A 26359-nucleotide genomic window follows, 5' to 3' on the forward strand; every position below is an offset into this window, starting at 1 on the left:
GTGCCGGTTCACCGGCGCATCAGACGTCGACGGTCTCCAGCACCGAGTCGGCGAAGACCTCGACGCGGGGCTCGCGCAGCTCGCCGGTGAGCCGACCGCGCGCTCGGCCGTCGACGAAGAGCAGCGCCGCGGGTGCGCGGTCGACGCCGAGGCGCTCGGCGAGCTGCGGCTCGGCGTCCACGTCCGCGGCCCACAGCGCCAGGTCGCTGCGCCGCCACGCCAGGCGGCGCAGCTGCGGCACCAGCTCGCGCGAGCGCGGGTCGTCGGAGAGCAGCATCACGACGGTGACACCGGGGGCGTTCGTCGCGACGTCGACGGCGGCGGGTGTCAGCCGCCGGACCGCCGCGGTGGTCACCGGCCGGTCTCGGGCAGCGGCGCGAAGCGGGTCAGCACGCTGACGGCGGTGGCGGCGACGACGACGTGCATGGCCGCCAGCGCCGCGACGGCGCCCCAGGTGGTGCCCGGGATCGCCCGCGAGACGCCGAGCCAGACGTCGGGCACCAGGCTGACGACGAGCACGGCCGGCACCAGCCGGGTCAGCAGCCGCCGCGGGGCGGTGGCGCGGCGCCCCACGAGGTACCACCCGACGGCCGCGAGCACCGTGCCGACGGCGACGTACGCGGGGTAGATCGTGAAGGGGGTGAAGCCCTCGCCGGCCCCGGCGGCGCGGGCGACGGCGACGACGAGCGCGCAGGCGGCGACGCCGACGACGACGGCGAGCAGGGTCGCCGTGGCCAGGCGGCGCAGCCCGTGCGGGCGGGAGGTCCAGGTCGCAGGGGGCGCGGTGGCGGCGTCGCTGGTGGTCATGCGGGCTCCTCGGGCACGGCGACGGCGGTCTGCCGGCGCTCGCAGTGGTCACGCGGGTCGGGCCACCGACGGTTCAGCCGCGCCCGGCGGGTTGCGCAGAGAACCTTGCGCCGCACCGCGCCCGCCGCCGAGAGTCGCAGCCACCCCCCCCCCACCAGCTGGAGCCACCGTGCGCGCGACCACACCGTCCCTCACCGTCGTGGGCTGCCTCGCCGTGAGCGGCCTGCTGCTGCTGGCCACGGCCTGCGGGTCGGACGACCCGGCGCCGACGAGCGGGCCGACCCCGTCCGCGGCCTCGTCGTCCGCTTCGTCCGCGTCCTCGTCGTCCTCGTCGTCGACCACCGCGGACGCGGGCGGCGGCTGCGCGGACGCCGGCCCGGAGATCCAGGCCGGTGCCGGCGCGACCGGGCAGGTGACGGCCGTCGACGTGCCCTCGTGCGACGAGGCCGTGGTGACGACGTCGCTGGGCAGCGCGGCGGACGACGTGCAGGCAGCGCTCGGCGTCTGCAGCATCGCCGCGAACGAGGCGGCCGGCCACGGGGTGGCGTCGGTGCGCGTCGTGTCGGCCGACGGCACCGACCTGGCGAAGGGCACCGACGCCGGCGACTGCGCCGCGTCGTAGGCACCGACGTCCGCTGGCGCCAGCGGCGACGGCCGATACGCTCGCCGGGTGCCCGGACCCGCGACGGTGATCGGCCTCGTCGTCCGGTGGGGACCGCGGCTGTGGGGCGCCGCGCAGGTGCTCACGACCGCGCTGGAGAAGAACCCCGAGCTGCGCCGCCGGGTCGACACCATGGTCGACGGCGTGCGGCGTGCGCAGACCACCCGCAGCCGGCCCGAACGCCTGCGCCGCACGCTCGAGGCGCTCGAGCAGCCCGTCGCGGCCTTCGAGCAGTCGGACGACGCCGAGGAGCGCCGGCTCGGCGAGCAGTGGCGGCAGCGGATGTCGGCCCTGCGCTCCGGCCTGTCGCTGGCGCAGGTGCGCAGCGGCCTCGACCGGCACCGGGCGCTCGGCCAGCTCGACGACGGGGTCGACCGCCTGTTCGCCGACGTGTTCGGCCGCTCGGTGCTCGGCGACGACGCCGACCGGCTGCCCGAGGTGCTGCAGGGCGTCGCCGTCGACGACACCCCACGCCGTCGGCTGCCCTCGCCGTCCGACGTGCTGTCCGCCGTCCGCCGACGCCGCTGAACCCGCTCTAGGCGGCGAGCAGGTGGGTGCGCAGGCGCAGTGACAGGTCGCGGATCGTCTGTCTCGCAACCGTCTCGGCCCGCGCACGATTCGGCGGTCCGGCCCGCCCGGTGGCGTGCACGACCGGGTGGTGGCGGCCGCAGAGCAAGGTGCCGTTGCGCAGGTCGGTCGGTCCGCCGCGACTGAACGGGACGACGTGGTGGGCGTCGCACCAGGCGGCGGGTGCGGTGCAGGTGCCGTAGGTGCAGTGCCCGTGCTCGAGGGCCATGGCCGCGCGCTGCCGCGGGGTGAACGGGTAGCGGGTGTCGCCGACGTCGATCGGCAGCTCGCCGCGGGCGGCGACGTCGAGCGCGACCGGCACGACCTCGGCGTGGCAGAGCAGCGCGTCGAGCACGGCGTCGGGCACCGGGGCGCCGCTGTCGAAGCTCGCGGGGGCGCACGGTTCGCCGAGCAGCCGCTCGACCGGCACCGTGACGACGACCCGGTACGCCGAGCCGTGCGTGCTGGGCAGCACGCCGTCGGCGGCGACCACGGTCTCGGCCAGCCGCTGCAGCGCGTCGTGGCGGCGCTGCCAGGCGGGGCGCGGGTCGGGAGCGCCGTCGGCCGACGGGACGGGAGCCGACCAGGCGTCGAGCGCGGCTCGGAGGGCCGCACCAGCAGCCTGGGTCAGCAGGCCGTCGACGCTGACCAGCCCGTCGGGGCTCGTGGACACGTCGAGCCGCCGTGCGGCGTGCTGCCGCTCGACCGAGCGCTCGAGCTCGTGGTCGGCCTCCGGGTCGACGGTCTGCACGAGCTGCGTCGCGACGACCCGCAGCTCGCGCGGGCTCAGCGGCATCACCGCGCTCTCACCGTCCGCGGCTCCAGCATCGACCAGGCCGCCGCGGGCCAGCCGCAGGAGCGCGTCCTGCGCCTCGACCAGCACCGCGTCGAGCCGGTCGGCAGGGGTGTCGAGCGCGCGGCCGCGGCTGCGCAGCGTCTCGACGGCCTGCACGACGACGTCGGCCTGCTCGCCGTCGACGTCACCCGCGAGCAGCGCCTCGCGCGTCGGCCCGAGGTCGGCCGCGATCGGACGGGTGAACAGCCGGTGCACGCGCTGCACGGTGCGCGCCGCAGCGGCCACCGTCATGGACGGCACCTGCTCGCGCAGCCACGTCGCGAGGCCGGCCTGCCCGTCGCGCCCGACCAGCCCCGACCGCTCGACCTCGGCGAGCACCTGCAGCAGCTCGGCGTCCAGCCGGCGACTGACCCGGTCGTGCTCGACCACGGCGGCCCGCAGGCCGGCGGCGTCGAGCTGCCAGGCCTCCCGCCCACCCGTGATCGTCATGTGACAAGTCTACCAGTGGCCTGCCTGGAACTCCACTGCGACAACGGTTCTCGACGATCTCGATCACGCGGTCGTGCAGACCGCCACGCGGCGGGTACCGGGCACGACCGGGCGGCTGCCACCGTCGCTGCCACCGTCGCCGGACGTGCCGGTGCCGGACGAGCACCGCGGTCGTCGACCTGCACGCCGGGGTCGGCGCCGGCGACCACGAGGTGTCTGCCGAGGCCGGCGCACCTGGCCGTCACCCTGCTCGGTGTCGAGGACGTCGTCGTGGATCGCCTCGAGGACAACCGAGCCGAGTCGCCTCTCCGACGTCGCCTGAGAGCGGAGGGCGTGGGATTCGAACCCACGAGGAGCTTGCACCCCCAGCGGTTTTCAAGACCGCCGCACTCGGCCACTATGCGAGCCCTCCAGGGGCGGCGACTCTACCGCTGCGCACGCCAGGCCGACCCCAGGTGCCGTCTTTGCCCGTTTCGCGGCACCTCGCCCGTTCTGCCGGGGGGACGAATCGCGTCAACGGCTCGGACGACGTGCGGCGGGCAGTACCTTCGATCGTTCGGGGTCGATCTGAGGGAGTGGAGCAGTGAGCGCGCGAGACGACGACGCGGTGGGCCTCGACCCGGCCTCCGCCTACGACATCACGATGGGACCCGAGACGGTGCACGACGACGACGTGGTGGCCGACGACTTCTATCTCGAGGCGCTGCTGCGCGCCGTGGTGGGCTCCGACACCCCGGGCAACGAGGGCGCCTTCAAGATCACCCTGAGCCTCAGCGGCTCGGTGGTGACCGGCACCGTCATCGGCACCCGCGCCTGGGAGCGGCTGTGGACCGACTCGATGCGCGAGTCCGCACCCGCGCTCGCCGAGGCGCTGAGCGACCTGCTCACGCAGTTCGGCCAGGAGGACGACGTCCGCTCGTTCATGCGCGAGGTCGACGACCAGCCCGACCCCGCCTTCCGCTACCTCACGCTGCGCGACGTCACGATGTGGAGCGGCAGCACCACCACGCAGCTGCCGCTGTGGCGGTGCAAGCTGTCCGCCGTCGACGGCTGGTCGCAGGGCGAGCTGAGCCCCCGGCTGCGCCAGGACGGGTAGGCGCGACGTCCACCGGGCGTGACGACCCGGCTGGACGATGGCGTCGCACCGGTGACGGTGCGACGATGACGCCTCCGGTGGGCGAGCGGCCCGCGGGCGGACCGCGATCCGGGACGGGAGGCGGCGGCGTGGCCGAGCAGGGGCGGCACACGGCGGGCGACATCGCGCTCGTCGGCGTACCCGACGACCCCCACGACCCGTTGCCGCCGGGCATGCTGCAGCGCGTCGAGCGCCGGCTGCGGGTGGCGCTGGCGTCCGGGCGGCTGCGCCTGCACTTCCAGCCCGTCGTGTTCCTGCCGTCCGGGCGCACCGCCGGCTACGAGGCGCTGTGCCGCTGGCACGACGACGAGCTCGGCGACGTGCCGCCCGAGCTGTTCGTGCGGGTCGCCGAGGAGACCGGGCTGATCCACGAGCTGGGCCGCCAGGTGCTGCGCTCCGCCTGCACCACCGCCGCGGCGTGGCCGAGCGACGAGGGCCGGCTGCCCAGCATCAGCGTCAACGTCTCGCCGCTGCAGCTGACCGACCTCGGGTTCGCCGAGGAGGTGCGGTCGGCGCTGCGCGACTCGGGCCTCGACCCGGCGCGCATCTTCCTCGAGATCACCGAGAACGCCGCCGTCGAGGACTGGGACGAGACGGCCGCCCGGCTGCGCGGGCTGCGCCGCCTCGGCGTGAAGCTGGCCCTCGACGACTTCGGCGTCGGCCACTCGCCGCTCGCCATGCTGCGCCGGATGCCGTTCGACGTCCTGAAGATCGACCGCTCGTTCGTGTCGCACGTGCACGACCAGGCCCGCGACACCGTCATCATCCGGCTGGTCATCGACACCGCGCACAGCCTCGGCCTGCACGTGTGCGCCGAGGGCGTCGAGGGTCCCGAGCAGGCGCAGCAGCTGCTCGCGCTCGGGTGCGACTGGGCCCAGGGCTACTGGTTCGGCCGGCCGCAGCGCGAGGCCGACCTCGACCGCCCGGCCGCGCGCCTCGACCCGCAGGTGCCGCCGCCGGTGCGCATCTGGGGCAGCAACGACGAGCTGGTGGTCATCACCGACACCACGCGCCGCATCACCTACGTCTCGCCGTCGTCGCTGGCGGTGCTCGGCTACTCGCCGTCGCAGCTCATCGGGCGGCCGATGGCCGACCAGATCCACCCCGACGACCTGCACGACCTGCCGAACGGCGACGACCCGGCGTTCTGGCGGACGCCGGCCCGCCGGGTGCTGCGGGTGCGCCGCCGCGACGGCGAGTACCGCTGGCTCAGCTCGGTGGCGCAGGCGGTGAAGGGGCCGGACGGCGTGGCGACCGAGATCGTGTCGATCAGCCGCGACGTCACGCGGCAGATCGAGGTCGAGCGACGCCTCGCGGGCACCGAGGCGCGCTTCGAGTGGGCGTTCGAGCAGGCGCCGATCGGCATGGCGCTGTCGCGCTTCGACGGCACGATCGTGCAGGTCAACGAGGCGTTCGCGCGGCTGCTCGGCACGACGCCCGACGAGCTGGTGGGCCGCTCGGTGGCCGACCTGACCCACCCCGACGACCGGGCCGCCGACGAGCGCAACCTGCAGCGGCTGCTGGCCGGCGAGCCGGGGTCGCAGCGGGTCGAGAAGCGCTACCTCGACGTGCACGGCGAGCCGGTGCACGCGCTGGTGCTGGCCGGCCGGCTCGACGACGACGAAGGCCGCCCGACGATGGTGACCGCCCACATCCTGCCCAGCGTCACCCCGGTCGCGCCCTAGGGCGTGCCCGGTGGCTCGGTCTCCTCGGCCTCGCCCTCGTCGTCGGTGCGCTCGGCCGGCGGGACGTCGTCCGCCCGGGCGGTTCGCCGCTCGACGCCGGGCAGCTCGCGCCGCTCCACACCGCCCCGCTCGAGGTAGGTCAGGTCGATGGTGCGGCGCCGGTCGTCGCGGCGTCGGCGCTCGTCGTCCGGCTCCGGCTCGCCCTCGGTCTGCGTCACGGCGTCATCGTGCCGCCTCGGGCAGCCGACCGGCGGGAGGGCACCCCGGCAGATCTCCGTCCGAGACCGCTACAGATCGCCGGCCGACGTGCCGATGGTGTCGCCGGAGCCGTCTGACCGACCGCGCGGGAGGCACGCGATGAGCGCACTGCCCCCGAGCAAGGGCAGGCTAAGCTGGGCGTTCGACCTCGCCGTGTGCGCGGCCGGGTCCGTGATCACGCTCGTGGCCGTCGTCAGGCTGCTGACGTCGGACCGCCTCGACCTCACCTGGGTGCTGCTGATCGTCGTCGGCGTGCCGCTCATCGTCATCATGGCGCGCTTCCCGCTGGTGCTGAGCCGGGGCGAGACCGGGCTCGAGGTGAGCTTCGAGTCGGCGGCGCTGCTCTGCCTGGCCTGCTTCCACGGCGGCACCGGGGCGCTGGGCATCTTCGCCCTGGGCCAGCTCGCGTCGCAGCTGACCACCGCCAAGCGCTGGGACGTGCGGGCGTTCAACGTCGGCATCAGCGTCGTCTCGGGCGCCCTGGCCGTGACCACCATGCGCGCCCTCAGCCCGCTCGACGAGACGTCGCTGCACGAGCTCGTCGCCGTCAGCCTCGGCTGCGCGATCTACTTCCTCACCGACTACGTGGTGTCCGCGGTGTCGATCGGCCTCGAGCGGCGCACCTCGCTGCTCGCCGAGATGCGGCAGAACAACGGCGTGCTGGCCGGCGTGCTGTTCGTCGCCATCGACAGCCTCGGCTACCTCATGACCATCGTGCTGCGCGGCCTGCCGCCGTGGGCCAGCGTGCTGATGGCCGTGCCGGTGCTCACCATCCTGGTGGCCACCCGCTCGATCTCGCGCGGCGCCGAGCACCAGCGCCGGCTGACGGCGCTCTTCGGGGCCGCGGCCGAGCTGCAGGGCGCGCAGTCGTACGACGAGGCGCTGGAGACGCTGGACGGGCAGGTGCGCTCCGTCGTCGCGCGGGTGCGCGCCGGCATCCGCGACACCCCGCCCGGTCAGGGTGAGATCGGCGTCCCGCTCACCACGGGTGACCGCGAGCTGTGGATGGTCTCCCCCGCCGGCGGTCGCGCCCGCTCGACCGTCGCCGCCGACCGGCAGGCGCTGGAGACGCTCGCCAGCGTCGGCCAGGAGGCCCTGTCGCGGCTGCGACTCGGCGAGCAGATGGCTCGCCAGGCCCGCGAGGACGCCCTCACCGGCCTGCCCAACCGCGCGCTGCTGCTCGACCGGCTCGGTCGCGCCGTCCGGTCCGCCAGCGCCGAGCAGCCGGTGGCCGTGCTCTACCTCGACCTCGACGGCTTCAAGTCGGTCAACGACCGGTTCGGCCACGCGGCCGGCGACGACCTGCTGCGCACCGTCGCGGCCCGGCTGCGCGCGCACGTGCGCGACGGCGACGTCGTGGCCCGGCTCGGCGGCGACGAGTTCGCCGTCGTCGTCGAGCAGGCGCAGGACGAGGCCGAGGTCACCGCCCTGTGCCGCCGGCTCGTGGGTGCGATGCGCGCCGAGATCACCGTCGCCGAGCACGAGGTCGTGGTCAGCACCAGCATCGGCGTCGCGGTGTCGACGCCGGGCGCCGACGCCGCCCTGCTGCTGCGGCAGGCCGACATGGCCATGTACCGCGCGAAGGCCCTCGGCAAGAACCAGTACGTGCGCTACGAGGGCTCGCTCGGTCAGGAGCGCGTGAAGCGACTCGAGCTCATCGAGGCGCTGCGCCACGGCATCGAGCACGAGCTGGTCGTGCACTACCAGCCGGTCGTCGACCTGCCGGCGGGCCGCACCATCGGCCTGGAGGCGCTGGTGCGCTGGCAGCGCGGAGGCGTGCTGGTGCCGCCGGACGAGTTCATCACCGCCGCCGAGGAGAGCGGGCTCGTCGTGCCGCTCGGCGCGTGGGTGCTCGACCAGGTGGTGCGCGACGCCCCGCTGCTGGTCGCCGCCGCGGGTCACGACCTCGACCTCGCGGTGAACATGTCGGCCCTGCAGCTGCGCGACCCCGGGTTCGTCGCCCAGGTGGGTCGGGCCGCCGCGGCGCTCGGCGGCAGCCGGCTGGTGCTGGAGATGACCGAGACGGTGCTCGTGCAGGACGACCTCGAGACGGCCGAGACCCTGCGTCAGCTGACCCGCGCCGGCGCGTACCTGGCGATCGACGACTTCGGGGTGGGCTTCTCCTCGATCGGCTACCTGCAGCACCTGCCGGTCAGCGCGCTGAAGATCGACCGCAGCTTCACCCGCGACATCGACCTGGTGCCGCGGGCCCGGGCCCTCGTCGACGCCATCCTGGCCATCGCCTCCGCCCTCGACCTGGACGTCGTCGCCGAGGGCATCGAGCGGCCCGAGCAGGCGGCGCTGCTCGCCGCGGGGCACTGCCCCAGCGGTCAGGGGTTCCTCTTCGCCCGGCCGCGACCGCTGCCGGAGATGCTCGAGACGCTGCGCGAGCAGGCGGCCGACGCGGCTCCCCGCGAGATCTCCGCCCGGGGCGCATAGCCTGCGGGGCGTGACAGACCTCGACTCGCGGCCGGTGCGCTTCGGCGTCGTCGGCACCGGTGGCATCGCGGCCACCTTCACCGACGACCTCGCCCTGCTCGGGCCCGACACCCCGGCCGAGGTGGTGGCCGTCGGCTCCCGCACGCAGGAGTCGGCCGACGCGTTCGCCGCGGCCCACGGCGTCGCCCGCGCGCACGGCTCGTACGACGCGCTGCTCGCCGACCCCGACGTCGACGTCGTGTACGTCGCGACGCCGCACCCGTGGCACCACCCGGTCGCGCTCGACGCCGTCCGGGCGGGCAAGCACCTGCTGATCGAGAAGCCGTTCACGATGACCGGCGACGAGGCCCAGGAGGTCGTCGACGCGGCCCGCGACGCCGGCGTCTTCTGCATGGAGGCCATGTGGGCGCGCTGGAACCCGCACGTGGTCGCGGTGCGCGAGGTGCTCGAGAGCGGCGTGCTGGGCGACGTGGTGAGCGTCGTCGCCGACCACGCGCAGTGGTTCGAGCACGACGCGTCGCACCGCGTCTTCGCGCCCGAGCTCGGCGGCGGGGCGCTGCTCGACCTCGGTGTCTACGTGGTGTCGTTCGCCTCGATGGTGCTCGGCACCCCGACGCGCGTCACGGCCCGGGCCACCCCGGCCTTCACCGGCGTCGACGCGCAGACGTCGATCCTGCTCGAGCACGAGTCGGGTGCCCACGCCGTGCTGTCGACGACGCTGCTGGCGAAGGGCTCGAACCGGGCCGCGATCGTCGGCACCGAGGGCCGCCTCGAGATCGACGAGGTCTGGTACGCCCCGACGTCGTTCACCGTCACCCCGCGCGAGGGCGAGGCGTGGACGTGGGACGAGCCGCACGAGGGCCACGGCCTGCGGCACGAGGCCGCCGAGGTGGTGCGCTGCCTGCGCGCCGGGCTGCTCGAGTCGCCGGTGCTCCCGCTCGACGAGACCGTCGCGATCATGCGCACCCTCGACGAGGTGCGTGCGCAGAGCGACCTCTAGGAACGTCCTGGTCGACGACTCCCATACGTCATCGCGTGCCGGTAGGTTTCCTGCTGTTCGACAAGTTCTGCTGAACAGCCATTGAATCAACCGCAGGGACGGGGAGCTTGATGCGAGGACGACGAACGGCCACTCTGACATTCAGTCTGGTACTGGCGGCAGCCGTCACCGGTGCGCAAGCCGCGCCAGCGATGGCCGCGACAGGAACTGCACCTAGCTGCATCCTGAGAGGCAGCTACAACGACGGCCTCTTCAGGCACTACACAGCAACCAACACCTGCGGCAAGACCATGCGCATCAAGATCGTTCTGGACAACCAGGTCGACAGCAAGTGCACGTCCGTCGCGGACCGTCGGTCGCTGGATTACAAGCAGAGCGGCGGGACCTACGCTCGCACCATCACCTGTTGAGCGTCAGGCGCGGATGACGTGCGGCCCCTGGTCCTGGTAGCGGCGCGCCTGGGCCAGGGGCAGGCCGTCGTCGGTGATCACGGTCTCGAGGTCGCGCAGCTCGCCGAAGCGGCAGAAGCTGCTGATCCCGAACTTCGAGTGCACGCCGACCAGCACCCGGCGGCGCGAGGAGCGGATCGCCTGGGTCTTGACGTCGGCCACCGCCGGGTCGGGCGTCGTGAGGCCGTGCGTCAGCGAGATGCCGTTCGCGCCGAGGATCGCCAGGTCGACGACGTACCGGCCGAGCATCGCCGTCACCGAGGCGCCGACGACGGCGAGGGTGTTCGGTCGCACCCGGCCGCCGAGCAGGATCACGGTCAGGTGCGGCTGCCCGCTGATCGCGGCGGCGAGCGGCACGGACGCCGTCAGCACGGTGATGGGCCGGTCGGCCGGCAGCGCCTCGGCCACCAGCTGCGGCGTGAAGCCCTCGTCGATGAACACGGAGGAGGCGTCGGCCAGGCACCCGATGGCCGCCTGCGCGATGCGCCGCTTCTCGGCCAGCCGGGCACCGGTGCGCTCCGACAACCGCGTCTCGAAGCCCGCGTTCTCGACCGGGTAGGCGCCGCCGTGCGTGCGCCGGACGACGCCGTGCTGCTCGAGCACCCGCAGGTCGCGGCGCACCGTCTCGATCGAGACGCCGAGCTTGTCGGCCAGGTCGGTGGCCTCCACCGACCCCGACGACCTGGCCAGGGCCAGGATCGAGCGCTGCCGCTCGCCCACGTCACGCATCGCGATCCCCCTCAGGCGCCCGGGTTCACCTGGATCTTGCGCCCGACGCCGTCGGCGAACTGCTGCAGCGCCTTCGGGTAGTCCTCGAGCCCGTACCGGTGGCTGATCATGACGTCGGGGTCGAGCACGCCGTCGGCGAAGAGCGCGGCAGCCCGCTCGTAGCTGCGCAGCACCGCCATCGACCCGGTGATGGTGATCTCCTGGTTGAAGACCACGTACGGGTTCCACTTCGCGGTGTCGTGCATGCCGGTGACGCCGAACTGCAGGAACGTGCCGCCCTTGTCGACGCGGGGCAGGCCGTCCTCGATGGCCGCCACCACGCCGGTGCAGTCGATGACGACGTCCCAGCCTCGAGGCATCTCGAGCTCGTCGGCCGAGGTGACGGCGTTGCTGCACCCCAGCTGCACGGCGGTCTGCAGCCGCTCGGCGTTGAGGTCGACGACGTCGACCCTGCCGGCGCCCGCGCGCTTCACCAGCTCCATGACCATCAGGCCCATCGTGCCCGAGCCGTAGATCAGCACGCTGTCGGCGAGGCTGGGCTTCAGCACGTCGATCCCGCGCACGGCGCAGGCCAGCGGCTCGACGAGCGCCCAGTCGGCGGTCCGCGCGCCCTCGGGCAGCACCACACAGTTGGCCACCGGCGCCACGACGTACTCCGCGGCGGCACCGCCCTCGGTCACGCCGATCGCGGCCCACCGCTCGCACATGTTGTCGCGACCCTTGCGGCAGTAGTAGCACTCGTGGCAGTACAGCGAGGGGTCGGCGCACACCTGCTGCCCGACCCGCACCTCGGTGACCTCGGAGCCGACGGCGACGACCTCGCCGGCGAACTCGTGACCCGGCACGACCGGCAGGGTGGGCGCGAACTCGCCCTGCAGGATGTGCAGGTCGGTGCCGCAGATGCCCACGCCGGCCACGCGCACCACGACGTCGCGCGGACCCGGCGTCGGGTCGTCGACCGTGGTGACCTCCAGCTCGCCCGGCGCGCTGATGACGACGGCCTTCACGCGACCGCTCCTCTCGAGGGGTGCTGCACGGTGCCGCGGGTCACTTGATCGCGCCGAGCGAGAGCCCGCGCACGAGCTTGTCCTGCGCCGCGAACCCGGCGATGACCACCGGCAGCGACACGATCGTGGACGCCGCGCAGAGCTTGGCCAGGAACAGGCCCTCCTGGGCGACGCCCGAGAGCACGAAGAACGGCGCGGTCGCGGCCCGCACGCTGGTGAGGTTCAGCGCGAACATGAACTCGTTCCAGCTGAAGATCACGCAGATGAGGCTGGTGGCCGCGATGCCCGGCGACACGATCGGCAGCACGATGCGGATCAGCTGGGTGGCCAGGCCGGCGCCGTCCATCGACGCGGCCTCCAGGATCTCCTTGGGCACCTCGGCGAGGAACGACCGCATCATCCAGACCGCGATCGGCAGGTTCATCGAGGTGTACAGGATGACCAGCGTGTAGACGTTGTCGAGGGCGCCGATGCGCTGCGTGATGATGTAGATCGGCAGCAGCGCGGCGATCGGCGGCAGGAACTTCGTCGACAGGAAGAAGAAGAGGACGTCGGTCCACTTCTCGACCGGCTTGATCGACAGCGCGTACGCCGCGGGGATGCACAGCAGCAGCACGAGGATCAGCGACAGCACCGACGCGGTGAGCGAGTTGATGAGGAACGGCGTCGCCTTGCCGCTCCCGCTGAAGATGCTCTCGTAGTTGGCCAGCGTCAGACCGGCGAACGGCCGCGGGGGGTTGCGCGCGGCGTCCGACTCGGTGTGGAACGAGGTCAGCACCATCCAGGCGACCGGTGCGAAGAACAGCACCACGATCACCCAGGTGACGACCGCCCAGACGGGCTTCGCGCGCTGCGCCGCGTCGGCCGAGCCGCGCACCTTGCCGCGACGCTTCGGGGGGGTGGTGCCGGCGATCGTGCCGGAACCGGTGACGGGAGCGGTGGCGGTGCTCATCGGGCGACCTCCTCGGTGAAGAGGGACGAGACGACGCGGAGCGCGAACGTCGCGATGATGATGGTGAAGATGACCACGACGACGCCCTGCGCGGCCGCCAGGCCGTACTCGTACGACTGGAACATCGTCTGGTAGATGCGGAAGGGCAGCGTGCTGGTCGACAGACCGGGGCCGCCGCGGGTCAGACGGATCGCGTCGAACGTCTGCACGATGTTGATCGTGCCGAGCAGCGCGGCGAGCTCGAGGTACTGGCGCAGGTGCGGCAGCGTCACGTAGCGGAAGGTCTGCCAGGCGCTCGCGCCGTCGACCCGGGCCGCCTCCATGACGTCGCCCGGCTGCGACTGCAGGCCGGCCAGGATGATGAGCATCATGAACGGCGTCCACTGCCAGACCAGCTGGAAGATCAGGACGGCCATCGGGTACTGCGACGTCCAGGCGATCGACACGATGCCGTCGCCACCGAACAGCTTGCCGACCGCGCCGGCGATGCCGTTCACCAGGCCGAGGTCCGGGTCCCACATCGCGTAGCGCCACAGCATGGCTGCCGCGATGGGGGTGAGCAGGAACGGCGTGATGAGCAGGGTGCGGGCCAGGCCGCGACCGGGGAACTTCTTGTCGAGCAGCAGCGCCAGGCCGAGCCCGACCAGGAGGCTGAACAGCACCACGCCCACGGTCAGGATCACCGTGTTGACGACGGAGGTGCGCAGGTTCGCGTCGGTGAACACCGACTTGTAGTTGTCGAGCGCCGCGAACCCGGCGGGCGAGTCGCCGTCCTTCAGCACGTTCCAGTTCGTGAACGACAGGGCGATCGTGATGAGGAACGGCACCTGCGTGATGACGATGGTGAAGATCAGCGCGGGCAGCAGGGGTGCTCGCCGGCCCCACTTCGACTGCTTGGTGTGACGGACCTCGAGGGTCTGCGTCGGTCTCTCGGCGACGGCGGTCATGCGGAGCCTCCTGGAGCTGCTGCCGGTGCGGGGGGCCGGGCGGAGCCTGGCGGGGCGGTGCCCGGCCGGCGTCGGGGTTCGACGCCGGCCGGGCCTCGCGGTGGAGCAGGTGGGTCGGGTGGAGCAGGACGAGCAGTGGTGCGGTCGTTCGGGTGCGGGGACCTTACTTGTACTTGTCCCCGACCGTCTGGGCCTGCTTCTGCGCGTCGTCGAGCACCGCGTCGACCGTGCCCTTGCCGGCGATGACCGCGCTGAGCTGCTGCGAGATCTCGGTGGCGAGGTCGGTGAACTCGGGGACGCCGACGTACTGGACGCCGACCGTCGGGCGGGGCTGCGCACCCGGGTCGGTCGGGTTGGCCTCCTCGATCGACTTCAGGGTGATGTCACCGAACGCAGCGGCCTCCTTCTTGTACTCGGGCAGCTCGTAGGTGCTGGCGCGCTTGCCGGACGGCACGCGGGCCCAGCCGAGCTTCTCGCCGACGAGCTTCTCGTAGTCCTTGCTGGTCGCCCAGAGCATGAACTTCGAGGCGGCGTCCGCCTTCTTCGTGGTCTGCGGCATGACCCACGCCCACGTCCACAGCCAGCCGGACGGCTTCTGCACGGTGCCGGTCGGCGCGTAGGCGTAGCCGATCTTGCCCGCGACGTCGCTCGACTTGGGGTCCTCGAGCGAGCCGGCGGCGGAGGTCGCGTCGTACCACATGGCGACCTTGCTCTGGGTCATCGCGCTGAGGCACTGGGTGAAGCCGGCCTGCGCCGCACCGGTCTCGCCGTGCTTCTTGACCAGGTCGACGTAGAAGTTCGCGGCCTTCTTGAACTCCGGCGCGTTGACCTTGGCGGTCCAGTCCTTGTCGAACCAGGTGCCGCCGTAGGTGTTCACGACGGTGGTGAGCGGCGCGAACATCTCGCCCCAGCCCGGCAGGCCGCGCAGGCAGATGCCCTTCATGCCCGGCTCGGCGCCGTCGACCTTGGCCGCGATGTCGGCGACCTGGTCCCACGTCGGGCGCTCGGGCATCGTGACGCCCTTGGCCTTCAGCACGTCCTTGCGGTACATGAGCATCGAGGACTCGCCGTAGAACGGCAGGCCGTAGAGCTTGCCGTCGGAGCTGATGGCCTCCTGGATCGGCTTCAGCAGGTCGGACTGGTCGTAGCTCGCGTCCTTCGACGCGTAGCTGCCGACCTCGTGCAGCCAGCCGTTCTTCGCCCAGATCGGGATCTCGTAGGCACCGACGGTCGCGACGTCGTACTGACCGGCCTTGGTGGCGACGTCCTGGGTGACCTTGTCGCGCAGGCTGTTCTCGTCGAGGACGGTGTAGTTCACCTTGATGCCGGTGTCCTTGGTGAAGGTGTCGGCGGTGAGCTTCTGGATGTCGGTCATCTGCGGGTTGCTGACCATCAGGACGTTGATGGACTTCGCGTCGCCGCCACCGGCGCCGCCGCCGCTGGCGCTGCCGCCACCACCGGCGCCGGCGCAGCCGGCGGCCACGAGCGCCGAGGCGACGAGCCCGGACGTGACGACGGTGCGCCACAACCTGGGGTTCTGGGTCACTGCTCCTCCTTCATGCCGGAGACCGCCCCCACCGGGCGGCTCTCGGGTGCTGCGGGGTCGCGCCGTACCGGGACGTCGTGCGCCGTCCCGGACGTCATGGAAGGGCCTGCCGACGGGACGGTGGGGATCGCCGGACGCATCGTCACGCGCACCTCGTCACCGTCCGCTCCGTTGCCGACTGCGCCCGTTTCGGGCGCCTGTTGCCGTCTGCATGTAACGCAGGCCACACGACCTCCGGCAACACCCGGTCCTAAACGGGCATCCGGGCACTCGAAACGGGCGCCCGCGGGCAGGTTGCGTGACCGCCTCGTGACCACCGTGTGTCCGGCGCGTGACCCCGGGATCGCCTCCCGAGAACCGGTGTCGGGCACCGGACGACGGCCGATCAGCCGCCCCAGGCAGGTTCCGGTGGGCGCGCTGCCCGTGAGGACCCTGCGGCCCACCGCGGGATGACCGTTTCGGGACGCAACGTCCCGTGTCCGCCGCTCACCGCCGTGGCCGCGCCCGCGACGGGCACGCGGACCGTCGGGTCGCCTAGATGTAGATCTCCGGGTCGGCCCAGACGTCGTACACGTCGTGCCCCTGCGCCGGGCGGGCCACACCGGGCACGCCGACGACGATGCTGTTCGGGGGGACGTCCTTCACCACGACGGAGTTGGCCCCGATCTGCGACCCGGCACCGATCGTGATGGGGCCGAGCACCCGTGCCCCGGCACCCACGCTCACGCCGTCCTCGAGCGTCGGGTGGCGCTTGGCCCGCGCCAGGCTCCGGCCGCCCAGGGTGACCCCGTGGTAGAGCAGGACGTCGTCGCCGACCTCGGCCGTCTCGCCGATCACCACGCCCATGGCGTGGTCGATGAACAGCCGGCGGCCGACGACGGCCCCGGGGTGGATCTCCACGCCCGTGAGCGACCTGTTGAGCTGCGACAGCAGCCGCGCGGCCAGGCGCAGACCCGGTCGGCGCCAGAGCCGGTGGGCCGCGCGGTGGATCCACACGGCGTGCAGCCCGGGGTAGCACAGCAGCAGCTCGAGGCGGTTGCGGGCAGCCGGGTCGCGCACCGCCGCGGCGTCGAGGTCCTCGAGCACGCGCGCCCGCGCCGACCGCCAGAAGGAGGTCGGCGCGGCCGCGTCCGGGTGCGGCACCCGGTCAGTCGAGGAGGTCGGCGTACAGGATCGTCGACAGGTACCGCTCGCCGAAGCTGGGGATGATCACGACGATCGTCTTGCCGGCGTTCTCCGGGCGCTTGGCGAGGTCGACGGCGGCCTTGATCGCCGCACCGGACGAGATGCCGACGAGCAGCCCCTCCTCCGCGGCGGCGCGGCGGGCCCACTCGACGGACGTCTCGGCGTTCACGTCGATGATCTCGTCGTAGACCTCGCGGTCGAGGATCTCGGGCACGAAGTTGGCGCCGATGCCCTGGATCTTGTGCGGGCCGGGTGCGCCGCCGTTCAGGATCGGCGACTCCTCCGGCTCGACCCCGACGATCTGCACGCCCGGCTTCTTCTGCTTCAGCACCTGGCCGACGCCGGTGATGGTGCCGCCGGTGCCGATGCCGGCCACGAACACGTCGACGGCGCCGTCGGTGTCGCGCCAGATCTCCTCGGCCGTGGTGCGCCGGTGGATCTCGGGGTTGGCGGCGTTCGCGAACTGCCGCACCTGCACGGCCCCGCGCTCCTGGCCGATCTCGACGGCCTTGTTCACCGCGCCCTTCATGCCCTCGCCGCCGGGCGTGAGCACCAGCTCGGCGCCGAACGCGCGCAGCAGGGCCCGGCGCTCCTTCGACATCGTCTCGGGCATCGTGAGGATCACCTTGTAGCCGCGCGCGGCGCCGACCATGGCGAGCGCGATGCCGGTGTTGCCGCTCGTGGCCTCGACGATGCTGCCGCCCGGCTGCAGCTCGCCGGACGCCTCCGCGGCGTCGATCATCGCGACGCCGATGCGGTCCTTCACGCTGTTGGCCGGGTTGTAGAACTCGAGCTTCGCCAGCACGGTCGCGCCCGCACCGTCGGTGACGCGGTTCAGGCGGACCAGCGGGGTGTTGCCGATGAGCGCGGTCACGTCGTCGTAGACGGTCACGGGGGGTCACCTCTCGGTCGAGCGGGCAGGCGTCGGCGCGCGCGGACGCGCGCGACCTCGTGGACAGCGAACACCCTCTGGACGTCGGACGCCCCGGCACGGCTCCGGACGTCCACCATGTGGACGGGACGCGGTCTCGCCAGGGGCCCCGGTCATTGACTTCCGCAGGTCAGCGGACTAGGCACGGGCCTGACAAGGTCGTCAGCAGTTCTCTGAAGGGCACCGGCATGATGCGCACCTCCCCCTCCCACTCGATGACGCGACGGGCGGTCGCGGTCGCCGCGGCGTGCCTCGCAGTCAGCGCGACCGCAGCCTGCAACCGCGGCGGCGACGACGCCGGAGCGTCGTCGTCCGGCGGCGAGAAGACCGTCGGCGTCAGCCTCATCACCAAGGACTCGACCAACCCCTTCTTCGTCGCCATGCAGAAGGGCGCCAAGGCCGACGCCGGCAAGAACGGCGTGAAGCTCACCGTCGCCAGCGGCAAGCAGGAGGGCGACGACCAGGGCCAGATCACGGCCATCGAGGACTCCATCGCCCGCGGCGACAAGGGCATCCTCATCACCCCGATGAGCACCGGCGTGAACGCCGCCATGAAGAAGGCCCGCGACGCCGGCCTCTTCGTGATCGCGCTCGACACCCCGCCCGACCCGGCCGACACCGTCGACATCACCTTCGCCACGGACAACCGCGAGGCCGGCAAGCTCGACGGCCAGTGGGCCGCCTCGACGCTGGACGGCAAGAAGGCCGTCATCGCGCTGCTCGACCTCTTCGACGACAAGATCGTCTCGGTCGACTACAACCGCGACCAGGGCTTCCTCGAGGGCATGGGCATCGACGTCGCCGACCCGAAGAAGAACGGCGACGAGGCCAAGAGCGGCAAGTACACCGGCGGCAAGGGCGGCGACTACACGATCGTCTGCAACGAGGCCGGTCAGGGCGCCGAGGACGGCGGGCGCAGCGCCATGGAGAAGTGCCTGGCGAAGAACCCCGACATCAACCTGGTGTACACGATCAACGAGCCCACCGCCGTCGGCGCGAACGCCGCACTGAAGGCCGCCGGCAAGCAGGCGCTCATCGTGTCGGTCGACGGCGGGTGCGCCGGCGTCTCGAGCGTCAAGAGCGGCGTCATCGGCGCCACGGCGCAGCAGTACCCGCTGAAGATGGCCACGCTCGGCATGGAGGCCATCGCCAAGATCGCCCGCGGCGGCGAGAAGCCGAAGCCGTCCGACGGCCTCGACTTCTTCAACACCGGCGTCGCGCTGGTGACCGACAAGCCGGCCGACGGCGTCGAGAGCATCGACTCGGGCAAGGGCAACTCGTTGTGCTGGGGCAACTGATCGCATGACCACCACCACGACCACCGGTTCGGCTGCTGCCGCCGAGTTCGCTCGGCGGCAGCAGTCCCCGCTGCAGAAGGTGCAGCACCAGCTGCACGGGAGACCGTGGCTGAGCCCGCTGTTCCTGCTCCTCGTGGCCTTCGTGGCGTTCTTCATCGCGACGCCGACGTTCCTCACCCCGAACTCGATGGGCATCCTGCTGCAGCAGTCGGCGGTCGTGGCCGCCCTCGCCGTCGGGCAGACGCTCGTCATCCTCACCGCGGGCATCGACCTGTCGGTGGGTGCGGTGATGGTGCTGTCGATGATGGTGATGGCCACGCTGTCGAAGGACGGCGGGATGCCGGGGCTGCTGGGCCTGCTGATCGGCGTCGCGCTGGCCACCGCGGCCGGCCTGCTGAACGGCGCGCTCGTCACGCGGATCAACCTGCCGCCGTTCATCGTCACGCTCGGCACGCTGAGCATCTTCACCGCCATCGCGCTGCTCTACTCCGGCGGCGAGAGCATCCAGGCCGACCACCTGCCGCGGCTGCTCAACTTCCTCGGCGAGGGCTTCGCGATCGGCGACTTCCGGCTCACCTGGGGCATCGTCGTCGTCGTCCTGATCTACCTGGTGGTCGGTTTCGTGCTCTCGCAGACCGCCTGGGGACGCTACGTGTACGCGGTCGGCGACGACGCCGAGTCGGCCCGCCTCTCGGGCGTGCCGAGCAAGCGCATCCTGCTCGCCGTCTACACGGTCGCCGGGCTCATCTACGGCATCGCGGCGTGGATCCTCATCGGCCGTGCCGGTGCGGCCACGCCGAACGCGGCACCGGACGCGAACCTGGCCAGCATCACCGCCGTCGTCATCGGCGGCACCAGCCTGTTCGGCGGCCGCGGACGGCTGATCGGCACGCTCATCGGCGCGCTCATCGTCCAGACGCTCCAGTTCGGGCTCTCGCAGATGGGTGTCGACCAGCAGTGGCGCGTGCTGGCCACCGGCATCCTCGTCATCGTCGCCGTCGCGGTCGACCAGTGGATCAGGCGGGTGAAGGTGTGACGACGTCCCAGCACCCGGACCAGCAGGAGGTCGCCTACGGCGGCGTGCCGGCCGGCAAGGAGCACATCTACAGCCAGCAGCCGGTGCTGCAGGCCCGTGGCCTGGTCATCACGTTCGGCCGGGTGGTCGGGCTGAACGGCGTCGACCTCGACCTGTACCCGGGCGAGATCCTCGCGGTCATCGGCGACAACGGTGCCGGCAAGTCGACCCTCATCAAGTGCCTGACCGGAGCCTTCGTGCCGGACTCGGGCGAGGTGCGGCTCAACGGCCAGCCGGTCGCGTTCCGCAAGCCGCAGGACGCGCGCGAGGCCGGCATCGAGACCGTCTACCAGCAGCTCGCCGTCATCCCTGCGCTCGACATCGCGAGCAACCTGTACCTGGCTCGCGAGGAGCGCCGCAAGGGACCGCTCGGCTCGGTGCTGCGCATGCTCGACAAGAAGGGCATGGAGCGACGGGCCGGGAAGTCGGTGCAGGACCTGGGGATCCAGACGATCCAGAACATGAACCAGGCCGTCGAGACCCTGTCGGGTGGTCAGCGGCAGGCGGTGGCGGTGGCGCGCGCCGCGGCGTTCGGCAGCAAGGTCGTCATCCTCGACGAGCCGACCGCGGCGCTGGGCGTCAAGGAGTCGGGCATGGTGCTCGACATGATCAAGCAGCTGCGCGACCGCGGGCTGTCGATCATCTTCATCAGCCACAACATGCCGCACGTGTGGGAGGTCGCCGACCGCATCCACGTGCAGCGGCTCGGCGGCCGGGCCGGCGTCATCACCCCCAGCACCCACGAGATGGGCGAGGGCGTGGCGATCATGACCGGGGCCAAGACCCTGGACTGACCCCCGAGACGCCGCCGAGCTGCCACTTCCGCGGCACCGAACCGTGGTTCGGTGCCCCAGAGGTGGCAGCTCGGCGGTGTCTGGTGCGGGCTCAGGCGCCGGTGAGGCGCTGCATGGCGAGCTGCACGACGCTGATGAGCGCCTGCTTGGTCGCCGCCCGGGTGCGTGCGTCCGTGTAGAGCATCGGCACGTGCGCGGGGACGGCGAGCGCCTCGCGGACGTCCTCGAGCTGGTGGCGGGCCACGCCGTCGAAGCAGTTGACCGCCACGACGAACGGGATCTGCCGCGCCTCGAAGTAGTCGACGGCCGGGAAGCACTGGTCGAGCCGGTCGGTGTCGACGAGCACGACCGCCCCGATGGCGCCCTTGACCAGGTCGTCCCACATGAAGAGGAAGCGGTCCTGGCCCGGGGTGCCGAACAGGTACAGCCACAGGTTGCCCGGCAGCGAGATGCGGCCGAAGTCCATGGCGACGGTGGTGCTGGTCTTGCGGTCGGTCACCAGACCGGCGTCGTCGACGCCGACCGAGTGCTCGGTCATCGCGGCCTCCGTGCGGAGGGGCTCGATGTCCGAGAGGGAACCGATGAAGGTCGTCTTGCCGACGGAGAACCCGCCGGCCACGACGATCTTGACGACGGTGGGGGCCGTCTCGGGGGTCGCAGCCGCGGCGCCGGCGCCCGCGGCCGCCGCGGGCGTGCCCGACGGCGCGACGTCAGAGCGAGGAAATGCCATTGAGAACACTCTCCAGGACGCTGAGGCTGGTTGCTGGGGCGGCCTGGGACGTGGTGCCCAGACCGTGGATCTTGACCTGGCCGGCCTCGGCCATGTCTGCGATGAGCACCCGGACGATGCCGACCGGGAGCTCGACGTGCGCGGAGAGCTCCGCGACGGACAGGAACTGCGTGGACGTGAGGGCGATGATCTTGCGTCGCTCGGGCGTGAGCCCGACCGCGTCGTCGCCACCGAAGGACTGGACGAGCGCCTCGACCGGCAGGGCCTCCTGCTTGGCCGACGTGCGCGTCCGGCCACCCGTCACCGCGTACGGGCGGACGGCGTACGTGTCGTCGTCCGCCTCGTCCTCCGCCAGGTCGGCGGGGAGGTCGAGGGGGTCCACCGGGATCACCCCGGGATCCCCGCACGGACCGCCCCGGAGACGGGGAGGCGCGAGCGCATCTCGGTGACCAGCTGCGGCGTGAGGGTGGCCTCGGTGCGGCTCACCAGCAGCGCCATCTCGTAGCCGATCAGGCCGACGTCGCAGGTGGCGTCGGCGGCCACCGACAGCACCGAGCCGTCGCTGATGTTCATGAGGAACATGAACTGCGTGTCCATCTCGACGATGGCCTGCCGCACCTCGCCGCCGCGCAGCTGGCGAGCTGCCCCGCGGGTCAGGCTGGACATGCCCGAGACGATCGCGGCCAGCTGGTCGCCGGCGGTGCGGTCGAGCTCGTCGGACATTGCCATCAGCAGGCCGTCGGCGGACACGACGAGCGTGTGCTTGACGCCGGGCACGCTCTTCACGAAGTTGTCGAGGAGCCAGCTGAAGTTGGCTGCCTCGGTGCTCATCGTCGTCACGGGGTGGTCCTCCGAAGTGGTGCGGGGTCGATCCAGGTGGTTGATCGGACAGGGTGGAGCTGATCTTGAGCGTGCAGCGACACGCGGGGTGTCGACATCAGTGGTCGCCGGCGGGCTCGTCGGCGGTGTCGCCGGGCGACGTGCGACCGCGCTCCACGCCGGCCCGGAAGCCGGAGAGCATGGTGCGGACGTCGGCGGCGTTGCGGTTGGTGCGTCGGGCACCGAGCGGCTGCTCCTCGGTCTGCTGCTGGGCACGCTGCCCGGCGGCACCGGCGGGCGTCGCGAGCGGCGTCCGTCGGGTGAGCGAGGTGGGGGCGGCCGGCTGCACCGTCTGCGGGTTGTAGGCGGACAGCGCGCTCAGCTCCGACAGCGCCTCGGACGCCATGGCCGACCGCTCGCGCAGGGTCTGCGCGGCGGCGAGGGCCGGGACGGCCGGGACCGGTGCCGGCGCCTCGGGAGCAGCCGCCTCGCGGCGACGTCCGAAGAGCGCGGTGGCGTCGGCGCGACCCTCCTCGACCGCGACCGGCTCGGCCGGGGCGATCGAGGCGACCTCGGCGACCGCCGCCGCGGCGCCGCCGAAGAGACCGGCCGCGGGAGCGGCGGGGGCGGGCACCGGCGCGGTGGCCGGGGCCTGGGCGGCCGCGGGCGCCGGGGCGCTCTTGGCCGGACGGCGGCGCAGCTTCTTGCCACCCTTGTCGGGCAGGATGTCGAGCGAGACCACCCCGGCCGACCCCAGGGCCGGCTCGGCCGGCTCCTCGGGCTCGAAGACCGGCTCGAAGGCGGGACCCGCGGCCTGGGCGAAGGCCTGCAGGGCGTCGCCCTGCGAGCGCACCGGCAGGGCCTCGGGCTCGACGACCGGCTCGGGCTCGACGACGGCCACCGGCTCGGCGACCGCGACGGGCTCGACCTCGGCGACCGGCTCGACCTCGGCGACCGGCGCGGCCGGCTCCTCGGCGAGCTGCGCCACGACGGGCTCCGGTGCCGGCTCGACGGCCCGGGCGGGCAGCGAGCGGGTCGGCAGCGGCTTGGACTCCTCGAGCACCGGCACGAACTCGGCGGCGGGCTCGTCGTCCAGGACGGTGTGCGCGTGGTGGCTCGGCAGGGACACCGGGGCACCGGACGCCGTGGCGACCTGCAGGTCGTCGGACGCCGTCACCGGGGCGGCCGGGGCCGCCGCGGTCTCGGGGGCGTCGGCGGGCTCGTCGACCGCACGGCGCGAGCGGAAGCCGCTGAAGATGCCGGACCGGGGACCGGACGGCGCCTCGACCGGCTCGGCGACCGGCTCGGGGGCGACGACGGGCTCGGCCGCCTTCGAGCGGCGGGGCAGCAGACCACCGTCGGCGGACCCGGCCGGAGCCGGCTCCACCGGCGCGGACGCCGGGACCCGGGGCTGCACCGAGCCGCCCTGGCCGCGACGCGGCAGGGTCGGCAGCGAGCCGTCGGTGGCGGGAGCGACGTCGAGCACCTCGGCGTCGGTGCCCGTGGGGGCGACCGGCGTGAAGTCGTCGTGCGCCGCGGGGGCGGAGCCGCCGGACGAACCGGTCGAGTCGCTCGGGTCGCTCGACCCGGTCGCCTCGGTGACGGCGTCCGCCAGGTCGTCGAACCCGCCGGCCACCTCGAGCACCGAGCCGGGCACGAACAGCGCGGACGGCAGGTCGATGGTGACGACGGTGCCCTGCGTGCGGCCCGGGCGCAGCACCACGGCGGCGTCGAGGCGGCGGGCCAGGCGGCCGACCACGTAGAAGCCGAGGCGCTGCGAGCCGACCACGTCGGTGACGGGCGGGTTGGCGATGCGCTGGTTGGCGTCGTTGATCTCGTCCCAGGTCATGCCCAGGCCGAGGTCGGTGATGGTGACGCGGACGCCGCCGGCACCGAACGCCGTCGCCGCGATGACGCGGGTGTCCGGGTTGGAGAACTGGGTGGCGTTCTCGAGCAGCTCCGCGACCATGTGCGCCGCGGTGAGGGCGACGTGGCCGACGAGCGGCGGGTCGGCCTGCAGCGAGAGGTCGACGCGGTCGTACCGCTCGATCTCGGAGACGGCGGTGCGGATCACGTCGGACAGCGGCATCGGACGACGCAGGCGGCGTCCGGCGTCGACGCCCGCGAGGACGATGAGCGACTCGGCGTTCCGGCGCATCCGGGTCGCGAGGTGGTCCAGGCGGAACAGGTTGTCGAGCGTGTCCGGGTTCTCCTCGGTGCGCTCCAGCTGGTCGATGAAGCTCAGCTGGCGCGACAGGAGGACGTGGTTGCGGCGGGCGACGTTGACGAACATCTCGGCGATCGAGGCGCGCAGCGCGGCCTGCTCCTCCGCGACGCGGACCGTCGTCTCGTTCACGTTCACGAAGGCGAGGGCCAGCTGACCCACCTCGTCGTTCGAGGTGATCTGGATCTCGGGGAGCTCCACGCCCGGGCCCTGGCCCGGGGTGGCCATGCGCTCCACCATGCGGGGCAGCTCGTCGGCCAGCTCGCCGGCCGCGGCCGTCAGGCGGCGCAGCGGGCGGGTCATGGCGCGGGCCAGGTAGACACCCAGGCCGCCGACGACGACGACGAGGAGGATCGAGCCGAGCAGCACGAACAGCGCACGGGCCCGGGCAGCGGCCGCGGTGTCGTTCGCGGTCGCGGCGATGGCCGCGGCGATCGGGGCGCCCAGGTCGTTCAGCGCGTCGATGCGGGGGTTGGCCGCGGCGCGCCAGTAGGCGGTGTCGATGTCGCCGAGCGAGCCGCCGCGCTCGAGAGCGGCCTCGGCCTCGCGGTACAGGCCACGCAGCGTCGGCGGGTTGTAGACCGCGTTGTCGAGGGCCTGCTGCTGCGGGGCGGTCGCGTTCTGGCGGAACAGCGTGCTCGCGGCGATGTCCTGCTGGCCGTACTCGACCATGGCGCGGCGCTGGGCGTCGCCCGAGTCCTGACCGTCGGCGCGGATGAGCGCCAGGCCGGCCTCGCGCTGCAGCAGCGCGACCTCGGTGAGGCGCTGCGAGGCGGAGTACGCCACGAGCTGCTGGCCGATGGAGCGGTCGTCGAGGCCGTCGCCGATGCGCTGCGGGAGCGCGATGTCGGCGGCGATCACGGTGGCGTACTGCGAGGCCACGGTGTCGGTGCTGATGAAGCCGCCGTCGACCTGGCGGCGCATGTCGAGCAGGCGCTCGTGCCCGGCCTGCGCCTGGGCGACCGCGGTGCCGGCGTCGGCCGACAGCGCGTTCAGGTCGACCGAGACGAGCAGCTTGCGGACGGCGACGAGCGAGCCGTTGGTGGCCAGGCGGGTGGCCTTGAGCTGGCGCTCGGTCTCCTTGGAGACGGTCTGTGACTGCACGCGCACCTCGGAGGCGGCGCGCTCGTCCTGCAGGTTCGACACCAGCTCACCGAGGACGCCCGCGCCGGTGGCGAGCTTCTCGACCTGCGTCGCCTTGCTGGCGCTCTGGAACTGCAGTGCCGACACGATGCTCGAGATCACGAGCAGCACGACGACGGGCAGTGCCAGGACGGCGAGCAGCTTGGTCCTGATACCTCGGTTACGCAGCATGGTGCCCTTCCCTCTGTCGCTGACAGATGACGTGTCGGCGCGACGGGGTGGGATGTTGACCACGCACCGGCAGGAGGTCACCCGTTCGGCCCAGCGACGGCGTGTCGAGCGCCCTCCCGCGTGCGTGGCGGATACTGCGACCGTGTCGGGCGAGCCGGACGTCGAGGGGCTGATCGGCGTCGTCGTGCCCGCCGGCGGGCGCTCCAGCCGCTTCGGCGGCGACAAGCTGGCGGCGCCGTTCGGGGACGGCACGGTGCTCGACCACCTGCTGCGCCGGCTCGGGCGGCTGGGCGTGCCGGTGCGGCTGGTCGGGCCCGAGGTGCCCGGCGGACCGGTGCCGGCGATCGCCGCGGGGCTGACCGCGCTACCGGGTCCGGACGACGCGCTGGTGGCGGTCGTGGCGGGCGACCAGCCGTTCGCGGCCGACGCGCTGCCGCTGCTGGTCGCCGCCCTGCGTGCCGCGCCGCAGCAGGAGGCCGCCGTCGGGGTCGACGCGGGCGGCCGCGACCAGCCGCTGCTCGC

General features: G+C 72.8%; 26 protein-coding genes and 1 tRNA gene. 11 read left to right on the top strand and 16 right to left on the bottom strand.

The window, feature by feature from the left end; genetic code table 11:
- Window positions 1–19 precede the first annotated feature (19 nt).
- On the bottom strand, window positions 20–355 hold the full coding sequence (locus tag ACYVI6_RS07600; RefSeq protein WP_460445795.1) for a YbbN family protein: 336 nt from the start codon (window positions 353–355) through the stop codon (window positions 20–22).
- Entirely contained in the window at window positions 352–807 is a 456-nt protein-coding gene (locus ACYVI6_RS07605) for a DUF6069 family protein (protein ID WP_460445796.1), read from the bottom strand. The genes ACYVI6_RS07600 and ACYVI6_RS07605 overlap by 4 nt, the downstream gene beginning before the upstream one ends.
- A gap of 169 nt (window positions 808–976) precedes the next feature.
- Here ACYVI6_RS07605 and ACYVI6_RS07610 point away from each other — a divergent pair, with 169 nt between their 5' ends.
- Both ACYVI6_RS07610 and ACYVI6_RS07615 read left to right on the top strand, forming a co-directional pair.
- On the top strand, window positions 977–1429 hold the full coding sequence (locus tag ACYVI6_RS07610; RefSeq protein ID WP_284288734.1) for a hypothetical protein: 453 nt from the start codon (window positions 977–979) through the stop codon (window positions 1427–1429).
- 48 nt (window positions 1430–1477) lie between these two features.
- The gene (locus ACYVI6_RS07615; protein ID WP_460445797.1) at window positions 1478–1996 is read left to right on the top strand and encodes a hypothetical protein; all 519 of its coding nucleotides are present in this window, start codon (window positions 1478–1480) and stop codon (window positions 1994–1996) included.
- Window positions 1997–2003: 7 nt separating this feature from the next.
- Here ACYVI6_RS07615 and ACYVI6_RS07620 read toward each other — a convergent pair whose 3' ends face one another.
- The gene (locus ACYVI6_RS07620) at window positions 2004–3320 is read right to left on the bottom strand and encodes an HNH endonuclease signature motif containing protein (protein WP_460445798.1); all 1317 of its coding nucleotides are present in this window, start codon (window positions 3318–3320) and stop codon (window positions 2004–2006) included.
- Window positions 3321–3645: 325 nt separating this feature from the next.
- Window positions 3646–3732: transfer RNA gene (locus ACYVI6_RS07625), tRNA-Ser, on the bottom strand.
- A gap of 171 nt (window positions 3733–3903) precedes the next feature.
- Here ACYVI6_RS07625 and ACYVI6_RS07630 point away from each other — a divergent pair.
- Both ACYVI6_RS07630 and ACYVI6_RS07635 read left to right on the top strand, forming a co-directional pair.
- Window positions 3904–4416 (top strand): hypothetical protein, encoded by a 513-nt coding sequence (locus ACYVI6_RS07630; RefSeq protein ID WP_460445799.1) that lies wholly within the window; start codon window positions 3904–3906, stop codon window positions 4414–4416.
- A 128-nt stretch (window positions 4417–4544) separates the two neighbouring features.
- On the top strand, window positions 4545–6140 hold the full coding sequence (locus tag ACYVI6_RS07635; RefSeq protein WP_460445800.1) for an EAL domain-containing protein: 1596 nt from the start codon (window positions 4545–4547) through the stop codon (window positions 6138–6140).
- Here the strand turns inward: ACYVI6_RS07635 and ACYVI6_RS07640 are convergent.
- The gene (locus ACYVI6_RS07640; protein WP_460445801.1) at window positions 6137–6358 is read right to left on the bottom strand and encodes a hypothetical protein; all 222 of its coding nucleotides are present in this window, start codon (window positions 6356–6358) and stop codon (window positions 6137–6139) included. The two genes, ACYVI6_RS07635 and ACYVI6_RS07640, sit on opposite strands and share 4 nt — an antisense overlap.
- 139 nt (window positions 6359–6497) lie before the next feature.
- Here ACYVI6_RS07640 and ACYVI6_RS07645 point away from each other — a divergent pair, with 139 nt between their 5' ends.
- From ACYVI6_RS07645 to ACYVI6_RS07655, 3 genes are all read left to right on the top strand, one after another.
- Complete coding sequence (locus ACYVI6_RS07645) at window positions 6498–8837, top strand: putative bifunctional diguanylate cyclase/phosphodiesterase (protein ID WP_460445802.1); 2340 nt, start codon at window positions 6498–6500, stop codon at window positions 8835–8837.
- Window positions 8838–8847: 10 nt separating this feature from the next.
- Window positions 8848–9837: a Gfo/Idh/MocA family protein gene (locus tag ACYVI6_RS07650; protein ID WP_284288744.1), complete on the top strand. Its 990-nt coding sequence runs from the start codon at window positions 8848–8850 to the stop codon at window positions 9835–9837.
- A 110-nt stretch (window positions 9838–9947) separates the two neighbouring features.
- Window positions 9948–10247 carry a hypothetical protein gene (locus ACYVI6_RS07655; protein WP_460445803.1) on the top strand — a complete coding sequence of 100 codons (300 nt, stop codon included), beginning with the start codon at window positions 9948–9950 and terminating at the stop codon, window positions 10245–10247.
- 3 nt (window positions 10248–10250) lie between these two features.
- On the opposite strand, the gene ACYVI6_RS07660 is transcribed toward ACYVI6_RS07655, so the two are convergent.
- From ACYVI6_RS07660 to cysK, 7 genes are all read right to left on the bottom strand, one after another.
- Window positions 10251–11015 carry a DeoR/GlpR family DNA-binding transcription regulator gene (locus ACYVI6_RS07660; RefSeq protein ID WP_460445804.1) on the bottom strand — a complete coding sequence of 255 codons (765 nt, stop codon included), beginning with the start codon at window positions 11013–11015 and terminating at the stop codon, window positions 10251–10253.
- A gap of 11 nt (window positions 11016–11026) precedes the next feature.
- Complete coding sequence (locus ACYVI6_RS07665; RefSeq protein WP_460445805.1) at window positions 11027–12022, bottom strand: zinc-dependent alcohol dehydrogenase family protein; 996 nt, start codon at window positions 12020–12022, stop codon at window positions 11027–11029.
- Between the two features lie 40 nt (window positions 12023–12062).
- Window positions 12063–12974, bottom strand: a complete 912-nt coding sequence (locus tag ACYVI6_RS07670) for a carbohydrate ABC transporter permease (RefSeq protein ID WP_460445806.1) — start codon at window positions 12972–12974, stop codon at window positions 12063–12065.
- Window positions 12971–13921: a carbohydrate ABC transporter permease gene (locus tag ACYVI6_RS07675; RefSeq protein WP_460445807.1), complete on the bottom strand. Its 951-nt coding sequence runs from the start codon at window positions 13919–13921 to the stop codon at window positions 12971–12973. Before ACYVI6_RS07675 ends, ACYVI6_RS07670 begins: the two co-directional genes overlap by 4 nt.
- A 163-nt stretch (window positions 13922–14084) precedes the next feature.
- A complete protein-coding gene (locus ACYVI6_RS07680; protein ID WP_460445808.1) occupies window positions 14085–15467 on the bottom strand; it encodes an ABC transporter substrate-binding protein in 1383 nt (460 codons plus the stop codon).
- 534 nt (window positions 15468–16001) lie between these two features.
- The gene (gene epsC, locus ACYVI6_RS07685) at window positions 16002–16610 is read right to left on the bottom strand and encodes a serine O-acetyltransferase EpsC (protein WP_460445809.1); all 609 of its coding nucleotides are present in this window, start codon (window positions 16608–16610) and stop codon (window positions 16002–16004) included.
- A 4-nt stretch (window positions 16611–16614) separates the two neighbouring features.
- Window positions 16615–17544, bottom strand: a complete 930-nt coding sequence (gene cysK, locus ACYVI6_RS07690; protein ID WP_460445810.1) for a cysteine synthase A — start codon at window positions 17542–17544, stop codon at window positions 16615–16617.
- Window positions 17545–17774: 230 nt separating this feature from the next.
- Between cysK and ACYVI6_RS07695 the strand changes: the two genes are divergently transcribed.
- From ACYVI6_RS07695 to ACYVI6_RS07705, 3 genes are read left to right on the top strand one after another with little or no spacing between them, the layout of a single operon-like run.
- Entirely contained in the window at window positions 17775–18881 is a 1107-nt protein-coding gene (locus ACYVI6_RS07695; RefSeq protein WP_460445817.1) for a substrate-binding domain-containing protein, read from the top strand.
- Window positions 18882–18885: 4 nt separating this feature from the next.
- On the top strand, window positions 18886–19917 hold the full coding sequence (locus ACYVI6_RS07700) for an ABC transporter permease (protein ID WP_460445811.1): 1032 nt from the start codon (window positions 18886–18888) through the stop codon (window positions 19915–19917).
- A 44-nt stretch (window positions 19918–19961) separates the two neighbouring features.
- Window positions 19962–20750, top strand: coding sequence for an ATP-binding cassette domain-containing protein (locus ACYVI6_RS07705; protein ID WP_460445818.1), 789 nt, complete (start codon window positions 19962–19964; stop codon window positions 20748–20750).
- A 91-nt stretch (window positions 20751–20841) separates the two neighbouring features.
- Here the strand turns inward: ACYVI6_RS07705 and ACYVI6_RS07710 are convergent, their stop codons facing one another.
- The 4 genes from ACYVI6_RS07710 to ACYVI6_RS07725 form a co-directional block, all read right to left on the bottom strand.
- Window positions 20842–21480, bottom strand: coding sequence for a GTP-binding protein (locus tag ACYVI6_RS07710; RefSeq protein WP_460445812.1), 639 nt, complete (start codon window positions 21478–21480; stop codon window positions 20842–20844).
- On the bottom strand, window positions 21461–21871 hold the full coding sequence (locus tag ACYVI6_RS07715) for a DUF742 domain-containing protein (RefSeq protein ID WP_460445813.1): 411 nt from the start codon (window positions 21869–21871) through the stop codon (window positions 21461–21463). The genes ACYVI6_RS07710 and ACYVI6_RS07715 overlap by 20 nt, the downstream gene beginning before the upstream one ends.
- Entirely contained in the window at window positions 21868–22320 is a 453-nt protein-coding gene (locus tag ACYVI6_RS07720) for a roadblock/LC7 domain-containing protein (RefSeq protein WP_460445814.1), read from the bottom strand. The genes ACYVI6_RS07715 and ACYVI6_RS07720 overlap by 4 nt, the downstream gene beginning before the upstream one ends.
- Before the next feature lie 97 nt (window positions 22321–22417).
- Window positions 22418–25837 carry a sensor histidine kinase gene (locus ACYVI6_RS07725; protein WP_460445815.1) on the bottom strand — a complete coding sequence of 1140 codons (3420 nt, stop codon included), beginning with the start codon at window positions 25835–25837 and terminating at the stop codon, window positions 22418–22420.
- A 142-nt stretch (window positions 25838–25979) separates the two neighbouring features.
- Between ACYVI6_RS07725 and mobA the strand changes: the two genes are divergently transcribed.
- On the top strand, window positions 25980–26359 hold a 380-nt coding region (gene mobA, locus ACYVI6_RS07730), incomplete at its 3' end, for a molybdenum cofactor guanylyltransferase (RefSeq protein WP_460445816.1).

The organism is Angustibacter aerolatus (assembly GCF_054776675.1).

Coding starts and splice junctions, on each gene's coding strand:
- ACYVI6_RS07660 (WP_460445804.1), bottom strand. CDS start 11,015: ATGCGTGACGTGGGCGAGCGGCAGCGCTCGATCCTGGCCCTGGCCAGG.
- ACYVI6_RS07695 (WP_460445817.1), top strand. CDS start 17,775: ATGCGCACCTCCCCCTCCCACTCGATGACGCGACGGGCGGTCGCGGTC.
- ACYVI6_RS07670 (WP_460445806.1), bottom strand. CDS start 12,974: ATGAGCACCGCCACCGCTCCCGTCACCGGTTCCGGCACGATCGCCGGC.
- ACYVI6_RS07645 (WP_460445802.1), top strand. CDS start 6,498: ATGAGCGCACTGCCCCCGAGCAAGGGCAGGCTAAGCTGGGCGTTCGAC.
- ACYVI6_RS07725 (WP_460445815.1), bottom strand. CDS start 25,837: ATGCTGCGTAACCGAGGTATCAGGACCAAGCTGCTCGCCGTCCTGGCA.
- ACYVI6_RS07605 (WP_460445796.1), bottom strand. CDS start 807: ATGACCACCAGCGACGCCGCCACCGCGCCCCCTGCGACCTGGACCTCC.
- ACYVI6_RS07655 (WP_460445803.1), top strand. CDS start 9,948: ATGCGAGGACGACGAACGGCCACTCTGACATTCAGTCTGGTACTGGCG.
- ACYVI6_RS07620 (WP_460445798.1), bottom strand. CDS start 3,320: ATGACGATCACGGGTGGGCGGGAGGCCTGGCAGCTCGACGCCGCCGGC.
- ACYVI6_RS07710 (WP_460445812.1), bottom strand. CDS start 21,480: ATGGCATTTCCTCGCTCTGACGTCGCGCCGTCGGGCACGCCCGCGGCG.
- ACYVI6_RS07700 (WP_460445811.1), top strand. CDS start 18,886: ATGACCACCACCACGACCACCGGTTCGGCTGCTGCCGCCGAGTTCGCT.
- ACYVI6_RS07675 (WP_460445807.1), bottom strand. CDS start 13,921: ATGACCGCCGTCGCCGAGAGACCGACGCAGACCCTCGAGGTCCGTCAC.